This is a genomic window from Dyella sp. (assembly GCF_035685885.1).
Taxonomy (GTDB): Bacteria; Pseudomonadota; Gammaproteobacteria; order Xanthomonadales; family Rhodanobacteraceae; genus Dyella.
Genome location: NZ_DASRZX010000165.1, coordinates 1 through 17727, shown reverse-complemented (window position 1 = coordinate 17727; position 17727 = coordinate 1). Strand labels below are relative to the sequence as shown.

16 protein-coding genes are annotated in these 17727 nt (G+C 63.7%); 11 read left to right on the top strand and 5 right to left on the bottom strand.

What is annotated here, in order from left to right:
• The 3 genes from pyk to VFG49_RS19180 all read left to right on the top strand — a co-directional run.
• On the top strand, positions 1–1029 hold a 1029-nt coding region (pyk, locus tag VFG49_RS19190), incomplete at its 5' end, for a pyruvate kinase (RefSeq protein WP_324863608.1).
• Between the two features lie 78 nt (positions 1030–1107).
• Positions 1108–1557 (top strand): energy transducer TonB, encoded by a 450-nt coding sequence (locus tag VFG49_RS19185; protein WP_324863606.1) that lies wholly within the window; start codon positions 1108–1110, stop codon positions 1555–1557.
• A gap of 141 nt (positions 1558–1698) precedes the next feature.
• The gene (locus tag VFG49_RS19180) at positions 1699–2706 is read left to right on the top strand and encodes a class I fructose-bisphosphate aldolase (protein WP_324863604.1); all 1008 of its coding nucleotides are present in this window, start codon (positions 1699–1701) and stop codon (positions 2704–2706) included.
• Between the two features lie 282 nt (positions 2707–2988).
• On the opposite strand, the gene VFG49_RS19175 is transcribed toward VFG49_RS19180, so the two are convergent.
• The gene (locus VFG49_RS19175; protein WP_324863602.1) at positions 2989–3591 is read right to left on the bottom strand and encodes an outer membrane beta-barrel protein; all 603 of its coding nucleotides are present in this window, start codon (positions 3589–3591) and stop codon (positions 2989–2991) included.
• A 230-nt stretch (positions 3592–3821) separates the two neighbouring features.
• On the bottom strand, positions 3822–4457 hold the full coding sequence (locus VFG49_RS19170; RefSeq protein ID WP_324863600.1) for an outer membrane beta-barrel protein: 636 nt from the start codon (positions 4455–4457) through the stop codon (positions 3822–3824).
• A gap of 245 nt (positions 4458–4702) precedes the next feature.
• Between VFG49_RS19170 and tkt the strand changes: the two genes are divergently transcribed.
• The gene (tkt, locus tag VFG49_RS19165; protein ID WP_324863598.1) at positions 4703–6706 is read left to right on the top strand and encodes a transketolase; all 2004 of its coding nucleotides are present in this window, start codon (positions 4703–4705) and stop codon (positions 6704–6706) included.
• A 251-nt stretch (positions 6707–6957) separates the two neighbouring features.
• Here the strand turns inward: tkt and VFG49_RS19160 are convergent, their stop codons facing one another.
• Both VFG49_RS19160 and VFG49_RS19155 read right to left on the bottom strand, forming a co-directional pair.
• Entirely contained in the window at positions 6958–7590 is a 633-nt protein-coding gene (locus VFG49_RS19160; protein ID WP_324863596.1) for an HAD hydrolase-like protein, read from the bottom strand.
• Complete coding sequence (locus tag VFG49_RS19155) at positions 7590–8768, bottom strand: phosphoglycerate kinase (protein ID WP_324863595.1); 1179 nt, start codon at positions 8766–8768, stop codon at positions 7590–7592. Before VFG49_RS19155 ends, VFG49_RS19160 begins: the two co-directional genes overlap by 1 nt.
• A 136-nt stretch (positions 8769–8904) precedes the next feature.
• Between VFG49_RS19155 and maiA the strand changes: the two genes are divergently transcribed.
• Positions 8905–9570, top strand: a complete 666-nt coding sequence (maiA, locus tag VFG49_RS19150) for a maleylacetoacetate isomerase (RefSeq protein WP_324863593.1) — start codon at positions 8905–8907, stop codon at positions 9568–9570.
• Between the two features lie 80 nt (positions 9571–9650).
• Here maiA and VFG49_RS19145 read toward each other — a convergent pair whose 3' ends face one another.
• Positions 9651–10766, bottom strand: a complete 1116-nt coding sequence (locus VFG49_RS19145) for a PilT/PilU family type 4a pilus ATPase (RefSeq protein ID WP_324863591.1) — start codon at positions 10764–10766, stop codon at positions 9651–9653.
• Between the two features lie 83 nt (positions 10767–10849).
• Here VFG49_RS19145 and VFG49_RS19140 point away from each other — a divergent pair, with 83 nt between their 5' ends.
• The 6 genes from VFG49_RS19140 to VFG49_RS19115 form a co-directional block, all read left to right on the top strand.
• On the top strand, positions 10850–11437 hold the full coding sequence (locus tag VFG49_RS19140) for a DUF4398 domain-containing protein (protein ID WP_324863589.1): 588 nt from the start codon (positions 10850–10852) through the stop codon (positions 11435–11437).
• Positions 11434–12060 carry a hypothetical protein gene (locus tag VFG49_RS19135; protein WP_324863587.1) on the top strand — a complete coding sequence of 209 codons (627 nt, stop codon included), beginning with the start codon at positions 11434–11436 and terminating at the stop codon, positions 12058–12060. The genes VFG49_RS19140 and VFG49_RS19135 overlap by 4 nt, the downstream gene beginning before the upstream one ends.
• Before the next feature lie 405 nt (positions 12061–12465).
• Complete coding sequence (locus VFG49_RS19130) at positions 12466–12693, top strand: YdcH family protein (RefSeq protein WP_074548679.1); 228 nt, start codon at positions 12466–12468, stop codon at positions 12691–12693.
• A 165-nt stretch (positions 12694–12858) separates the two neighbouring features.
• Positions 12859–14229, top strand: coding sequence for a pyridoxal-phosphate dependent enzyme (locus VFG49_RS19125; RefSeq protein ID WP_324863583.1), 1371 nt, complete (start codon positions 12859–12861; stop codon positions 14227–14229).
• A 137-nt stretch (positions 14230–14366) separates the two neighbouring features.
• Positions 14367–16196, top strand: a complete 1830-nt coding sequence (glmS, locus tag VFG49_RS19120; RefSeq protein ID WP_324863581.1) for a glutamine--fructose-6-phosphate transaminase (isomerizing) — start codon at positions 14367–14369, stop codon at positions 16194–16196.
• 501 nt (positions 16197–16697) lie between these two features.
• On the top strand, positions 16698–17727 hold a 1030-nt coding region (locus VFG49_RS19115), incomplete at its 3' end, for a hypothetical protein (RefSeq protein WP_324863579.1).

The window sequence follows — 17727 nt, the reverse complement described above, 5'->3', positions numbered from 1 at the left end:
CGCTGCCGTGTGCTCGTCGGCGGTCGTCTTTCCGATCGCAAGGGCCTCAATCGCCAAGGCGGCGGTCTGTCGGTATCGGCGCTGTCGGACAAGGACAAGGCCGACATCAAGCTGGCGGCGGAAATCGGTGCCGACTTCCTTGCAGTGTCGTTCGTACGTTGTGCTGCGGACATGGATGAAGCGCGCCGCCTGCTTACCGAAGCTGGTGGCAAGGCATCGCTGGTGGCGAAGATCGAACGCGCCGATGCCATTCCCGTGTTGGGCGAAATCATTGATGCATCCGACGTGGTGATGGTGGCGCGCGGTGATCTGGGCGTGGAAATCGGCGACGCCGAGTTGCCGGGCCTGCAGAAAAAGATCATTCGCGAATCCGTACAGCGCAATCGCGCCGTGATCACCGCGACGCAGATGCTGCAATCGATGGTGCGTTCGCCGATTCCGACGCGCGCGGAAGTGATGGACGTGGCCAACGCCGTCATCGACGGCACCGACGCTGTGATGCTTTCGGAAGAATCCGCCGCTGGCGCGCATCCGGACAAGGCCGTGGCCGCATTGCGCCGCATCTGCCTTGGTGCCGAACGCCAGTTCGAGCCCAAGGAAGATCCGGCCACGCAGGGACATCTGCTGGATCGTACGGACCAAGCCATTGCGCTGGCCGCTATGGTGCTGGCCAGCCAGCTGGGTGTACGCGCCATCGTGGCGTTGACCGAATCGGGCGCAACGGCGCAGTGGCTTTCGCGTTATCGCAGTGCGGTGCCGATCTACGCGCTCTCGCCGTTCGACGACGCGCGTCGCCGCATGTCGATCTTCCGCGACGTGCAGGCGGTCAAGTTCACCCACGTCTCGCAGACGCCTGCCGGCTCGGCGCGCGACGCGGTGCGCCAGCTGTTTGCCGAGGGCCGCCTGTCCGAAGGCGATCGCGTCGTGCTGACCCACGGTGACCACATCGGCCAGGGCGGCGGCACCAACACGCTCAAGCTGCTTTCGGTGGGCGCCGAGGGCGTGGTGGAGTGCCTGCGGGATCTGTAAGCATGGCATCGACGTCGGCCTGAGTTCCGTAAGGATAGAATCCGGCCGACGTCCCCACCCATGCGCAGGAGATTCTCGATGAACATGAAGTCGCGTTGCCGTATGCCGGCCTTTGCGCTGGCCATTGCCGCCACCATCGCGCTGCCGGCGATGGCCCAATCCCAGGCACGCATGGTGGGTCCGGATCACATCCAGTCGTACTGGATCATGCTCAACACCAAGGTCGATGCCGACGTGCCCAATAGCGGCTCGAACATGGACAAGCCAGGCTGTGCGGCAGTGACCTACATGGTCGGGTCTGACGGCGTCCCGCAGAACGTCAATGTGGTCAAGGTGGTGCCGCAGAGCGATCTCGGCGCGGTCGCAAAGAGCGTGGCCAGCAACTTCCGCTACGGGCCCGCGCTGAAGAACGGGACGCACGAGCCGGTCAGCACCTACTTCATCGTGCCGTTCAACCTGCCGGCCGATGCTGCGCAGCGTCAATCCATCATCAACGCGTGCAAGCTGCCGGGCTACGACCAGGCTTGATCCTCGCCGCCATGGCTGTTCAGGGGCGCTCAGGGCCCCTCATGGCCAGATGCCATATACTTGCGGCCCTTTAAGCCTTGCCGCCCCTCCAGGGCGGCTTCCACCTTGTGCGGCCCACACCGCCTAAGTATCGGAGTTGTCATGAGCATCGAAGATCTCGAAAGCGTTGCCCTCGCTATGGTTGCGCCCGGCAAGGGCATCATCGCCATCGACGAGTCGACCAACACCATCAAGAAGCGTTTCGAGGCCGTCGGCATCGACAACACCGAAGAGAATCGTCGCGCGTACCGTGAGCTGCTGCTCGCCACACCGGGTCTCAATGAGCACATCTCCGGCGCGATCCTGTACGACGAAACCATTCGTCAGTCGACCAAGGATGGCGTGCCCTTCACCACGCTCATGAAGAAGAACGGCATCATCCCGGGCATTAAGGTCGACAAGGGCCCGGTGCCGCTGGCCGGCCATCCGGGCGATGTGGTGACCGAGGGCCTCGACGGCCTGCGCGAGCGCCTGCAGGAATACGTGAAGCTGGGCGCGCAGTTCGCGAAGTGGCGCGCGGTGATCAACATCTCCGAGGACAACCCGTCGTCCACCGCCATCGAAGCCAACTGCCACGCGCTGGCCCGCTACGCCGCGCTGTGCCAGGAAGCCGGCCTAGTGCCGATGGTCGAGCCGGAAGTGATCATGGACGGCGACCACAGCATCGAAGTCAGCTACGAAGTGCACGAAGCCGTGCTGCGCAGCCTGTTCAACGCGCTGTACGAGCAGAACGTGATGCTGGAAGGCACCATCCTGAAGGTCAGCATGGTCATTCCGGGCAAAGATGCGGACGAGCAGGTCGAGGCCGAGGAAGTCGCCGAAGCTACCGTGCGCGTGCTCAAGACCACCGTGCCGGCCACGCTGCCGGGCATCGTGTTCCTCTCAGGCGGCCAGACCGACGAGCAGTCCACCGCGCACCTCAATGCGATGAACCGCATGGGCCCGCATCCGTGGCCGCTGAGCTTCTCCTACGGCCGCGCCATGCAGCAGGCCGCGCTGAAGTTGTGGGCCAAGGACATGAAGGCCAACTACGCCGACGCCCAGAAGACTGTCTTCGCCCGCGCGAAGGACAACGGTCTCGCTGCGCTGGGCCAGTGGAACGCGAAGTAAGTCGATGAAAGCCCCTCTCCCCGCGGCGACCGAAGGAAGTCCCCGTGGGAGAGAGGGGTTGGGGTATTACCACCTTCAAGGTGGTGAGGGTGCGATCTCATCGTCACCTCCGTGATTGCGCTCCGCACGCACCCGCATGCCCCAAGGGCACCCAGTCCGCCTGCCGGCACCTTCTCCCGAGGTGAGAAGGATCGTGTTGGTTGGCGTTGCACTTCCTTTGAACCAAAGAAAACGGGCGCCTCGCGGCGCCCGTTTTTGTTTCCCTGTTCCTGAAAACCGCGATCAGAAGCGGTATTCCGCGCTGACGCTGTACAGATTGGTCGGCAAGTGAATGTTCTTGTCGTTGTCGCTAGCCTGGTAGTAGTCGTAGTTCAGGGCCACGCTCCACTTCGGCGTGACGTTGTAGCCCACGCCCGCACCGGCGTAGTAGTTGGTGCTGTTGAAGCGCACCTGTTGCGGGTTGAACTTGTCGTTGGTCAGGCCTTCACCCTTGGCGAAGAAGGCGCCGCCACGCACCTCGCCGTACCACTTCGGGCTGAAGCTGTAGCGCAGGTCCAGGCCGGCGGTGGCACCCTGCAGCTTCGACTGGGTGTTGCCACCTACGTTCTGGCTATACAGGCTGCGGGCGTCGACGCGGCCCAGGTAGACATAGCCCACCTCAACACCCAGCGAAGTCTCGGGGTTGAGCGCGAACCGGTAACCGCCCTTCACGGCGCCGGCGACATCGCCGTCGTCATAGGGACCCTTCTTCACCTGGCCATAGCCGGCATTCGCGCCGACGTACCAGCCCTGCTGGGCGTTCTGACCGGCATCCTGGGAGAAGGCGGCCGGGGCAGCCACCAGACCGGCGGCAGCGAAAGCGAGGGCAAGCATGGTGTTCTTCATGGGGTATTCCTCTTCGTCTTATTGGGCCAGTCCGCGCTACCGGGGGTTCGGTGCTTCGCGGCTGGGCACCTCGTGCCGACGGTGCTGTTGCCTAGGTGAGGGCCCCTTGCTGGGTTTCAATACCTGTTAGTTCATTATTAAGATGACGTTAATGGTGGCCTGGCCCTCAGGCGGCGGACAACGAAAAACGGGCGCCCTGGGGCGCCCGTTGGTTTCGTTCAAGGCCTTGATCAGAAGCGATATTCGGCGGTGAGCGAAGCGGTGTCGGTGGACAGATCCACGCCGCTCTTCTTGGCATCGAAGTAGTCGTACGTCAGACCCAGGCTGAAGTGCTGGTTGAAGTCATAGCCCACGCCCGCGCCGCCGTACCAGCTGGTGTCGTTGAGGTGGTGGCGGTTGAGGGTGTCGTTGTCGTAACCGTGGCCCTTCCAGCCATAGACACCGGCGCGGCCGCTGACGTACAGGCCCTGCCAGATGTCGATCTTGCCGTTCACGCCGGCGGTCCAGCCGCGCAGGTCGTTGCGCTCGCTGGTCTGGTTGACCGGCTGGCTGTTGAAGACGTTCTTCAACGTGTAGTTGCCCTGGTCGTTGTAGCCCACTTCAAGGCCCAGACCCATGTCCTGGCCCACTTTCCAGCGGTAGCCGCCGTTGAGGCCGTAGGTGGTCGGGTGGTCGTCATAGGGGCCCGTGGCGACGTGGCCTTGGCCCACGCTGCCATTGATGAACCAGTTGCCGCTGCCTACCGGCTGGTAGGGCTGGTAATTGCCGTTGGCGGCCGTCGACGAGCTGTTGCTGTCCTGGGCGAACGCCGGAATCGCGATCAGGCCACTGGTGGCCATAGCAAGGGCAAGTAGCGTCTTTTTCATGGGAGTACTCCATATGATCTTATGGGGATCGATCCCTGAAAGAGTGGCGGGCCGGGGGAAAGGCTGGTCGCACCCACGCCCATTCCATGGGCGCCGGAGGATTAGAACGGCCAGGGCCTGAAGGGTTTCCGTATCCCTTATCGGAAAATTAAGGGCGAATTAAGGTCAAGAGCCCGGGCGACACCGGAGTGTCAATCGGCGACAATGGCCGTTTTTAGCCGTCTGCGCCCCGGAGAACTCCCCCAATGACCACCCGCCGCGAACTTGCCAATGCCGTACGCGCCCTCGCCATGGACGCCGTGCAACAGGCCAACTCCGGCCACCCCGGCATGCCCATGGGCATGGCGGATATCGCCGAGGTGCTTTGGAACGATTTCCTCCAGCACAACCCGACGAATCCGAAGTGGTTCAACCGTGACCGATTCGTGCTCTCCAACGGCCACGGCTCGATGCTGCAGTACGCGCTGCTGCACCTGACCGGCTACGACCTGCCGATGGACCAGCTCAAGCGCTTCCGCCAGCTGCACTCCAAGACCGCCGGCCATCCGGAAGCCAGCGAAACGCCAGGCGTGGAAACCACCACCGGCCCGCTGGGTCAGGGTCTCGCCAATGCGGTGGGCTTCGCGCTGGCGGAGAAAGTGCTCGCTGACCACTTCAACCGTCCGGGCCACGAAATCGTCAATCATCACACCTATGTGTTCCTGGGCGACGGCTGCCTGATGGAAGGCATCTCGCACGAAGTCGCTTCGCTGGCCGGCACCTGGAAGCTGGGCAAGCTGGTCGCGGTGTACGACGACAACGGCATCTCCATCGACGGTGAGGTGCACGGCTGGTTCACCGACAACACGCCGGAGCGCTTCGAGGCCTATGGCTGGAACGTGATCCGCGGTGTCGACGGTCATGACCCGGAAGCGATCAAGCAGGCGATCACGGCGGCCACCTCGCAGAGCGACAAGCCGACCCTGATCTGCGCCCGCACCATCATCGGCTTTGGTTCGCCTAACAAGCAGGGCAAGGAAGAGAGTCACGGCGCCGCGCTGGGCAAGGACGAAGTCGCCAAGACGCGCGACGCGCTGGACTGGCGTTACGGCCCGTTCGAGATCCCGGCCGAGATCTACGCTGGCTGGGACCACAAGAAGGCCGGCGCCGCACGCGAGCAGGCCTGGCACGACGCAGTGGCCAAGTACTCCGCGGCGTTCCCGGAACTCGCTGCCGAGCTCAACCGCCGCATCTCCGGCGAGCTGCCGTCCGACTGGGCCGAGAAGTCGCAGGCCTTCGTCGACAAGCTGCAGGCCGATGGCGTGGACGTGGCTTCGCGCAAGGCTTCGCAGATGAGCATCGAAGCGTTCGCGCCGCTGCTGCCGGAACTGATCGGCGGTTCGGCCGACCTCGCCGGCTCCAACCTCACCAAGTGGAAGGGCAGCGTCGATGCCGGCAACGGGCATGACGCCAAGGGCAACTACCTTTACTACGGTGTGCGCGAGTTCGGCATGAGCGCGATCGCCAACGGCCTGGCGCTGCACGGTGGCTTCATTCCGTACGACGCCACCTTCCTGGTGTTCTCCGATTACGCCCGCAACGCGGTGCGCATGAGCGCGCTGATCCCGGCGCACGCCATCCATGTCTACACCCACGACTCGATCGGTCTGGGCGAAGACGGTCCGACCCATCAGCCGGTGGAGCACCTGGCCTCGCTGCGCTACATCCCGAACAACCAGGTGTGGCGTCCGTGCGATGCGGTGGAATCGGCGATGTCGTGGAAGCTCGCCATCGAGCGCAAGGGCAACCCGGCATGCCTGGTGTTCTCGCGCCAGAACCTCAAGCCGCAGCAGCGCAGCGCGCAGCAGGTGGCCGACATCGCGCGTGGCGCGTACGTGCTGTCCGATCCGCTGGACACCAAGTTCAAGGCCATCCTGATCGCCACCGGTTCGGAAGTGGAGCTGGCGATGGAAGCGGCCCGCACGCTGGCGCAGCAGAACGTCCCGGTGCGCGTGGTGTCGATGCCATGCACGGAAGTGTTCGACGCCCAGCCGCTGGAATACCGCGAAGCGATCCTGCCGGGCTGGTGCCGTGCGCGCGTGGCAGTGGAAGCGGCCACGTCCGACTTCTGGCGCAAGTACGTGGGTCTTGACGGTGACGTGATCGGCATGAACACCTTCGGTGCCTCGGCGCCGGCGCCGCAGCTGTTCGAGCACTTCGGTTTCACCGTGGCCCATGTGGTGGATGCGGTGAAGCGTGTGATTGGCTGAGGGTGCTGTTCTGTGCCCTCTCCCCTCCGGGGAGAGGGCAGGGTGAGTCCCCAAAGGGGATAAAGGGCGGGTGCTCGCCTCATGCCCACAAAAAAACGCCGCGATTTTCGCGGCGCTTTTTTATGCCTCAGTCCTTTGTAGGAGCGCACCCAGTGCGCGAAAAACCTATCCGCCAAGCGGACGTCGCGAAGCGGTAACGCCGTAACGCTGCGATCGCGCACTGGGTGCGCTCCTACAGGGGTATGCTGTTGCTACGTCGCCAGCAATTCCGCCAGATGTTCCGGGTCGCGCGCCAGCGCATGCGCACCGGCTTTTTCAAGCTCCTCGCGGCTGCCAAAACCCCACAACACGCCAAGGCCGCGCACGCGATTCGCCACGGCGCCATCGATATCGAAATGGCGGTCGCCAATCATCGTCGCCTCTTCCGGCGTGGCGCCAAAGTCCTCGAGCGCGGCACGGATCATCGTCGCCTTCTCGCTGTGCGGGCTTGACGGATCCGGGCCGTATAGACGGCTGAATGCGCCGCCGAACGACAGGTGCTCGATGATGGGCCGTGCGTGCCGCTCTGGCTTGCTGGTGACGACGGCGAGGGTGTGCCCTGCTGCCTGCAATCGGCCGATCATGGACTCGATGCCGGGGTATACCGAGTGTTCCTGCCAGCCGATGGCATGGAACCGCTGGTGGTAATACTCCACCGCCAGTTCGATGCGCTCGTGGTCGTGGTCAAGAAGCGGCGCGAAGCTGTGGCGCAGCGGCGGGCCGATCCAGTGGCGCATCTCGGCGGGATGTTCCACGCCCAAGTGCGTCAGCGCATGGCGGACGCAGCCCAGGATGCCGATTTCCGAATCGATCAGCGTACCGTCAAGGTCGAACAGACAAAGCATTACTTGCCCACGCGCGCCTTGAGGGCCGTCACGGCCGGGAGTTCCTTGCCTTCGAGGAATTCGAGGAAGGCGCCGCCGCCGGTGGAGATGTAGGACACGTCATCGGCGATGCCGTACTTGTCCACCGCCGCCAGCGTATCGCCGCCACCGGCGATGGAGAATGCGGGCGAGGCGGCAACAGCACGGGCCAGCGTCTCGGTGCCCTTGGAGAAGGCATCGAACTCGAACACGCCGACCGGGCCGTTCCATACCACGGTGCCGGCCTTGGCGATCATTTCGGCGTAGCGACGAGCGGTTTCAGGACCGATGTCCAGGATCATCTCGCCATCCTTCACCTGGTCCACCGGCTTTACCGTGGCCGGTGCGTGCGCGGAGAACTCTGGTGCCACCACCACGTCCACCGGCAGCGGCACTTCGGCATTTCGGCGCCTGGCTTCGGCAATGACCTTCTTCGCCGCCGGGATGAGGTCGGGCTCGTACAGCGAATTGCCGACCGAGTAGCCCAGTGCGGCGATGAAGGTGTTGGCGATGCCACCGCCGACGATCAACTGATCCACCTTGCCGATCAGGTTTTCCAACAAGGTGAGCTTGGTGGACACCTTGGAGCCGGCCACGATGGCCAGCAGCGGATGCGCCGGCTGCTCCAGTGCCTTGCCCAACGCATCCAGCTCGGCCGACAGCAGCGGGCCGGCGGCGGCGATCGGGGCGTACTTGATCACGCCGTGGGTGGAAGCCTGTGCGCGATGTGCGGTGCCAAAGGCATCCATGACGAAGATGTCGCACAGCGCGGCGTACTTCTTCGACAGCGCCTCATCGTCCTTGCCCTCGCCGACGTTCATGCGGCAATTCTCCAGCACCGCCACTTCGCCCTCGGCGACGTCGACGCCGTCGAGGTAGTCGGCCACCAGGCGCACCGGCTGGCCGAGCTTGTCGCTGAGCCACTTGGCCACCGGGGCCAGCGAGGATTCGGCGTCGAACTGACCTTCCTTCGGGCGGCCCAGGTGCGACAGCACCATGACACGGGCGCCGGCGTCGCGGGCGGCCTTGATGGTGGGCAGGGCAGCCTCCAGGCGCTGGGTGGAGGTGATGTGGCCGTTCTCGATCGGCACGTTCAGGTCTTCGCGGATAAGCACGCGCTTGCCGCGCAGATCAAGATCGCTCATGCGGGTAACGGACACGGGAAACTCCCTTGGCTTGGATTCGTCGTGGGGCGCGTCGAGGCGCCAAACGCGCATTGTCCCGCCCGCTCCCCGGCTATGCAAACCATGCGGCAGGTATCCTAGGCGGCGGGCTATTCCCCTTGAGGACACGAGCATGGGCCAGGAAAGGGTGTTGTACGGCTATTGGCGCTCCAGCGCGGCCTACCGGGTGCGCATTGCGCTGAACCTCAAGGGGCTGCCGTATGAATCGCGGGCGGTGCACCTGGTCAACAACGGTGGTGAGCAGCACGCGCCGGACTTCATCGCGCTGAACCCGCAGGAGCTGGTGCCGTGCCTGATCGACGATGGCCACGTGCTGACCCAGTCGATGGCTATCATTGAATATCTGGACGAAACGCATCCCGTGCCGGCCTTGCTGCCGGCCAATCCGGAAGGCCGCGCACGCGTGCGCGCGCTGGCGCAGGTGGTTGGCTGCGACGTGCATCCGCTGGGCAATCTTCGCGTGCTGCAGTATCTGGTGAGCGAATTTGGATTGGACGAGTCGGCCAAGGGCGTGTGGTCGCGGCACTGGATCGGCGAAGGCCTGCGCGCGCTGGAAACGATGCTGTCGGGTCATGTCGCCACGGGCCGCTTCTGTCACGGCGACAGTCCCACGCTGGCCGATGCCTGCCTGGTGCCGCAGCTTTACAACGCGATTCGCTGGAAGCTGCCGCTGGACGACTATCCAACCATTGCGCGCATCTACGAGGCCTGCCAGTCGCTGGAAGCCTTCCGGCGTGCCGCACCGGAAGTGCAGGCCGACGCACCGAAGGAAAGCTAAAGACAGAGGGGTCGAGAAGCGAGAGACGGCAATGTGGCCCTGTCTCTCGTTTCTCGCTACTCGATCCTCTCTCCTGAGCTTTAGAAGCCCAATCCGTACGGATCGTTGCCTACCAGTTCGGTGGATTCAGAGTTGCCGCTTTCGGACAGGCGGATCTTGAGCGCGAGGCCGTCGCGCGAGTCGGCCTTGTTGAGCGCCTCGTCGAGCTCGACGCGGCCTTCCTTGTACAGGCGATACAGCGACTGGTCGAAGGTCTGCATGCCTTCCTGCAGGCTTCGGTCCATCGCTTCCTTTACATCGTGCACCTGACCACGGCGGATCATGTCGCGGATCAGCGGCGTGTTGAGCAGCACTTCCACCGCCGGCAGGCGGCGGCCGTCCTTGCCGATCACCAGGCGCTGGCTGATCACCGCGCGCAGGTTGAGCGCGAGGTTCATCAGCACGTTCTTGTGCGCCGATTCCGGGAAGAAGTTGAGGATGCGTTCCAGCGTCTGGTCGGCGTTGTTCGAATGCAGCGTCGCCAGGCAGAGGTGACCGGTTTCGGAGAACGCGATGGCCGCTTCCATGGTATCGGTGTCGCGGATCTCACCGATCATGATCACGTCGGGCGCCTCACGCATCGCGTTGCGCAGGGCCTCGTGGTAGCTGTGCGTGTCCAGGCCCACTTCGCGCTGGTTCACGATCGACTTCTTGTGGCGGTGCAGGTACTCGATCGGGTCCTCGATGGTGAGGATGTGGCCCGAGGAGTTCTGGTTGCGGTGATCGATCATCGCGGCAAGGGTGGTCGACTTGCCCGAGCCGGTGGCGCCCACCACCAGGATCAGTCCGCGCGGCTCCATGATGAGCTCGCGGAAGATGGTCGGCAGCTGCAGCTGATCGATGCTGGGGATCTCGCTCTTGATCGCGCGGATCACCATGCCCACTTCGCCGCGTTGCTTGAACACGTTGATGCGGAAGCGGCCAGCCTCTTTCACCGCCAGCGCCATGTTCAGTTCCAGGTCGCGCTCGAATTGCGGTACCTGGCCCTCGTCCATCAGCGAATAGGCGATCTTCTTGACCATGCCGCTCGGCAGGCCGGTATTGCCCAGCGGGTAAAGCTTGCCCTCGACTTTGATGTTCACAGGGGCACCCGTCGTCAGGAACATATCCGACGCGCCCTTGTCAACCATTAGCTTGAGGAAATAACCAATGTCCACTCGAATCCCCTAATTCCGTGCGCATTGCTAAAGTGGATTATGCCCGCCCACAATACGCTGTGACACTCCGAGAGGACTGAGTGATGGTGCACATCTTTTCCCCGCTGAAGGGTCGCTCCAAGAGCGGCCGTCCGGCGGTCTCGACCCTGGCGCTGGCCCTGGCGCTGGCACTCTCCGGTTGCGCGACCACGCCGCCACCGGACGGAGCCATGAACCAGGCACAGGTTCAGCTGCAGGCGGCGCGCGACGCCGGCGCGGCGGATTACGCCCCCGTCGACTTGGGTTTTGCCCAGAACAAGTTCCAGCAGGCCCAGAACGCCATGGCCAGCCGCAAGTACGACGATGCGGCGACCCTGGCCGATGAGGCCCGTGCCGATGCCGAGTTGGCTCGCGCAAAGGCACGCCTGGCGGCCGCACGTGCTCAGATCCAGGCCAAGACCAACGGCAATCGCCAGCTGCGCGACCAGATCGAGCAATCGCTGTCCGACCAGCAACAGCACGACCAGTCGCAGAACACCAACCTGCCGGTGCAACAGCCCACGCAGGACATGCCGGCTCCGGCCAGCTCGTCGCTGTCCGAGCCGATCCCGCAGGGACAGGGGTTCCAGACCTTGCCCCAGAACAACGACCAGCCCGTACCCCAGTCGAATGACCAGGGAGGTCACCCATGAAAGCCTTGACTCTCCGTCTTTCAACCCTGTGCCTGGCCTTGGCGATCGTGGGCGTTGCCCATGCGGCCAAGGAGGACATGGACGTTGCACGCCTCAACAGCAGCCTGGAGCAGCTCGCCAGCGATCCGGTCCTGGGTCCGTACGCGCAGGCCGAGCAGGCCCGCGCGCATGACGCCGTGAACCAGCTGGCTCAGGCGCGATCGCGCGATCGCGCCCATGCCCTGTATCTGGCCGAGCGTCGGGTGGATCTGGCACGCGCCACCGCGCAGTTGCAAGAATCACAGCTCGAGATCACCAAGCTGGACAGAGAGCACGACCAGATCCAGCTCGACGGCAGCCGCCGCGAGGCTGAGCTGGCCCGTCGCGAGCTGGAGCGCCAGCGCCTGCAGTATCAGATGGCCCAGGAGGAATCCGCCCGCCAGTTGGCGGAAGGCGCCGAGGCTACCGCCCAGGCGCAGGCTCAGGCAGACCAGGCCAAGAAGCTGGCGGCGGCACAGGCCCGTGTGGCCAATGCCGCCAAGAAGCAGGCTGACCTGGCCGCCCAGGCGGCCCGCGCGATGCGGTCGCAGATGCAGCAGGGCGACAGCAGCAATTCCTCGACCGACAAGAATCAGGGCAAGTAATCCCTTCGTCGGTAGCCAGCCAAGAGTCGGTGGGCGCGTGCCCGCCGGCCTTTTTTTGGTCGGGGAGGCGTCGTGCGAGGCTGGCCGCGTCCGGTCGTTCAATCGCTGCCAAGCCGTTGTTGAATTCGTGCAAAAGGCTGTTTTGACAGCTTTTTTAGGTCGGCGCGCGATGCGTCAAAGTACGCCTTTATGACGCTTGCATGACCCCGGATCGGGGAGTAGGGTCAAGATCCCGGGAGGCATTTCGTCGACCGGGCCAACGACCTGACTCATGCGCTCATCCCCTCCCTCCATCGCCATCCATGGACCGGCCCGCCGGCATGGATCGCGGGTGCGTGCGTGTGTTTCGAGGTCAGCGGGCGCCCCTCCCAGGCACCCGACGTTCTCTCCAGAGGAGGTTCGATCATGTTTGAAAACCAGCAGCGTGATGATGTCGAAGCCTTGATGAAAGCCGACGCGGAGTTTCGTCGGCTGTACCAGCATCATCAGGAACTCGACAGCAAGGTGCACGACGCCGAGATTGGCGTACTTCCCATCGACGACATGACGTTGTCGGGCATGAAGAAGGAAAAGCTCCACGCGAAGGAGCGACTCCAGCGCATGTGGGATACCCGAGCGCACCGCATCAACTGAATCTGCGAGGTTTCGCATGAACACGGCCCCGGCGCCACCCGCAAGGGAACGGCTGCCGGGGCCGTGGCGCTTCTGGCGTTCGGCAAGCAGGGCAGGTGGCTCGGGTATCATCGGCGGCCTCGCCGATCGGTACGTCGCCGCCGGCATTCACTGCAAGGAGTCGCCATGACGGTCCACCAGAGTGTCCTCGAACTGATCGGACGTACCCCCGTGGTACGCGCGCAGCGCCTGGACGTTGGACCGTGTGAATTGTTCCTCAAGCTGGAAAGCGCCAATCCCGGCGGATCGGTGAAGGACCGCATCGGCCTGTCGATGATCGAAGGCGCCGAGAAGGCCGGGAAGATCCGCCCCGGCGACACCCTGGTGGAAGGTACCGCCGGCAACACCGGCCTGGGGCTGGCGCTGGTGGCGCAGCAGAAGGGCTACCGCCTGATCCTGGTGGTGCCCGACAAGATGAGCCGCGAGAAGATCTTCAATCTCAAGGCGATGGGCGCCGAAGTGGTGCTGACGCGTTCGGACGTGGCCAAGGGCCATCCGGAGTACTACCAGGACATGGCCGAGCGCATCGCGCGCGAAACGCCGGGTGCCTACTTCATCAACCAGTTCGGCAACCCGGACAACCCGGCGGCGCACATTGCCACTACCGGTCCGGAAATCCTCGAACAGCTCGACGGCAAGGTCGATGCCATCGTGGTGGGTTGCGGTTCCTCGGGCACGCTCAGCGGACTGTCCAAGTACTTCGCCGAGCATTCGCCTCATACCGAATTCGTGCTGGCCGATCCGGTGGGCTCGATCCTCGCCCAGTACATCAACGAGGGCACGCTCTCTAACAAGTCCGCCAGTTGGATGGTGGAAGGCATCGGCGAAGATTTCCTGCCCTCCATCAGCGACTTCACCCGCGTGAAAAAGGCGTACGCCATTCCCGACAAGGAAAGTTTCCTGGTGGCGCGCGAGCTGCTGGCGAAGGAGGGAATCCTCGGCGGCTCGTCCACCGGCACCTTGCTGGCCGCCGCGCTGCGCTATTGCCGCGAGCAAACCAGTCCCAAGCGCGTCGTCACGCTGGTGTGCGATACGGGCAACAAGTACCTGTCGAAGATGTACAACGACTACTGGATGCTCGACAACGGATTCATCGAGCGCGAGCAGCATGGCGACCTGCGCGACCTGCTGCTGCGCCCCTTCGCCCAGCGTGACACCGTGATCATCGGCCCCAACGAGCTGCTGATGACCGCCTACACGCGCATGAAGCTCTATGACGTCTCGCAGCTTCCAGTGATGGACGGCGACCGGCTGGTCGGCATCCTCGACGAATCGGACGTGCTGATGCACGTGCACTCGGACGAGTCGCGATTCCGCGATGCGGTTTCCACCGCGATGATCACCCACCTGCAGATGCTGGACGTGCGTTCGCCCATCGAATCGCTGCTGCCGGTGTTCGATCGGGGACACGTCGCCATCGTGGTCGATGGCGACCAGTTCCTCGGCCTGATCACCCGCATCGATCTGCTGAACTATCTACGCCGCAAGGTGCATTGATCCGGAGTGCGCGGCTCGCCCACGATGGGGCACAGGGCCGCCCTCCCTTCGCCATGAAAGTTTGTTGAAATCGCCTGCCCGCAAAGTCGCGGTCCGCGACCCGTGGGCTCGCGCCTGTTTCGAAGGAGTAACAACCCATGTGTGGAATCGTTGCCGCTGCCGCCCAGCGTGATGTGGCCCCCCTGCTTATCGCCGGCCTCAAGGCGCTGGAATACCGCGGCTACGACTCGGCCGGCCTGGCCGTGCTGGATCAGGGCGAGATCCGTCGCGTCCGCGCCAAGGGCAAGGTGCGCGAGATGGAGTCGCTGTACTTCGCCGATCCGCTCCCGGGCGGTACGGGCATCGCCCACACCCGCTGGGCCACCCACGGCGTGCCCAATGAGGCCAACGCACACCCGCATATGGCCGGCAGCGTAGCCCTCGTGCACAACGGCATCATCGAGAACTACGCGAGCCTGCGCGCCAACCTTCAGGCGCGCGGCCATGTGTTCACCTCGGAAACCGACACCGAGGTGATGGCGGCGCTCATCAACGAGCGCATGGAAACCGGCCTTGGATTGCGTGATGCAGTGCTCGCTACCGTGCGTGAGCTCGAAGGCGCCTACGCCATTGCGGTGATCAGCAGCAAGGAGCCGGGCCGCGTGATCGGTGCGCGCCATGGAGCGCCGCTGCTGGTCGGCGTCGGCATCGGTGAGCATTTCCTGGGCTCGGATGCGCAGGCGCTGATCCAGGTGACCAACAAGATCATCTATCTCGACGAGGATGACGTCGCCGACATCACCCGCGACAACGTCACCATCTATTCGCTGGATGGCCAGCCGGTGGAACGCGCCGTCAATGAAAGCGAACTCTCCGCCGACGCGGTGGAACGCGGCGAATACCGCCACTACATGCAGAAGGAAATCTTCGAGCAACCGGCTGCCGTGGCGGCGACGCTGGAAGCGCGCATCGGCCCGCACGGCGTGCTGCCCAACATCTTCGGTGTCGATGGCGACGAATTGCTGGCGAAGGTGCGTGGCCTGCACATCATTGCCTGCGGCACCAGCTATCACGCTGGCCTGGTCGCCAAGTACTGGGTCGAAGAACACGCGCGCCTGCCGGTAAGCGTGGAAGTGGCCAGCGAATATCGCTACCGCGAGGCGGTCGTGCCCGAAGGCACGCTGTTCGTCGCCATCTCCCAGTCCGGCGAAACGGCCGACACGCTGGCCGCCATGCGCGAATCACGCCGTCGCGGCTATCTCGGTACGCTGGCCATCTGCAACGTGCCCGAATCCTCCGTGGTGCGCGAGGCTGACCTCAAGCTGATGACGCGTGCCGGCCCCGAAATTGGCGTGGCCTCGACCAAGGCCTTCACTACGCAGTTGGCCGCACTTGCTCTCCTGACCCTGCACCTGGCGCATCAGCGTGGCATCGACGACAAGCGCTACGCCGAGCTGTGCACCCAGTTGCAGCACCTGCCCCGTGCCATCGAAGACGCGCTCAAGCTGGAGCCGGAAGTGGTGGAGCTCGCCGGCCATCTGATTCATCGCCAGCACGCGCTGTTCCTCGGACGCGGCGCGCAGTATCCGGTGGCACTGGAAGGCTCGCTCAAGCTCAAGGAGATCTCCTACATTCACGCCGAGGCGTATCCCGCCGGCGAGTTGAAGCACGGCCCGCTGGCGCTGGTGGACGAAGAAATGCCCGTCATCGCCGTGGCTCCCAACGGTCCGCTGCTGGACAAGCTCAAATCCAACCTGCAGGAAGTCCGCGCCCGCGGCGGCGAACTACTGGTCTTCGCCGACGGCGAAGCCAGCCTCGAAGGCAACACCACCCGTGGCGTGACCCTGCGCATCAACGGCGGCGGCGACTTCATCGCCCCCGCCGTATTCACCGTGCCGCTGCAACTGCTGGCCTACCACGTCGCCGTGCTGCGCGGCACCGACGTGGACCAGCCGCGGAACTTGGCGAAGTCGGTGACGGTGGAATAGGGACCATTGGCCATTGGCTCCGGTCACATCGCGTCATGCGGCAGTGCATCGTTGCCGTCAGATAGGAATCCGTGATGCTCGTGATCGTCGAGTGCGAGCGCGAAAGCGGGAGTACGGCCAATCTCTGGTGATGATGAGCGTACGGTTGCCCCCGGCGTGCGGACATGCCCTCTATTTCATGTTGCGGTACGGCAAGGCATCCGGAATTGATATCGTTTCAAACGCCGGGGAACATGCATTCAACGATCAGCCTGTGGCACGGATCATCATGAATCACGCGACCCGGCGGACTTTCAATCAAGCCTGCTTTAAGGTCAAATGTCACGAAGCAGCGTCAATTTGTCTCCGGTTCGTAACCGGGACGGCGTTGGGGGGTCGTGTGCGATTGCGGAACGCTTCCTAGTCCAGCCAGGTACGGCACAAGCACGCATACGACAGCTGGCAGCGATTCATGGGCGACCTTGATGACGCGTGAGCATCGAGGCGGGAACTCAGTGAGTCATGAAATTTCTTGTACACGCACAAGTCGACCGGGGAAGCATAGAAAAGCGCCTGGGCTCGGCTGACTACAGCTACTACTTTCTGCTTCGGGCTTTCTCCGACGTGTTGTCGGATTTGGGCGAAGTCATTCCCCTGTCGGATCCTGCACAAGCTGCCGATATCTACGCGCGTTGTGAGGAGGATGGGGAGTCTTGCCTGCTTCTGTCATTCGCCCCACCCCACAAGACCCCACTGGGGCTCGCCTGCCCAACGGTGCCGGTCTTTGCGTGGGAGTATCCGAACATTCCCGGTCGTATCCAGGAAGCATCCTGGATGCACGATCCCAGAAACGACTGGCGTCACGTCTTCCACCGAACAGGCAGGGCCATTGTCCTGTCCACGCACAGCGTGGACGCTGTGCAGCGAAGCATGGGTTCACAATTTCCGGTAGTGGCGATTCCATCGCCGATGCGAGGCATGCAACAGCTGGCGGTTGGTCGGCGACCACCTGAGCAGACGAGTGTCAGGACGCTGCGTGTACATGGGTGTATTGCCGACAGCGCCACCATGGGCCTGGACCCGGAGGCGTTGGTCTATCCAGCCGATGAGGACGGCACCTTCTTCAGATCGGATGATTTTATCCATCTGTCCGGGGATATCAGCAATTTCCCGGTTCGCAGTGTTACGGATGGGCCAAGGGTCTGCGAGCTGCAACCCAGTCCGGATGATACGCAGCTGCAACCTGGCGAGCATTGGCCCTCGAATAGCGGCTGGAATTTGCCTAAGCCTGTCACTACGCGCCTGGACTTGCGCGGCGTGGTCTACACCACCGTGTTGACACCGGAGGCCGGGCGGAAGAACTGGCTGGACCTGCTCAACGCATTTTGCTGGACATTCCGCGACACGCCGAACGCGACCCTGGTGCTCAAGATGGCCGGCACTGACCTGGAGCTTTACCACCGCCAGCTGGTGATGTTGCTCACCAAGCTGTCGCCGCTGAAGTGTCGCGTCATTGCTATTCACGGCTACATTTCTGACGAGGACTACCAAG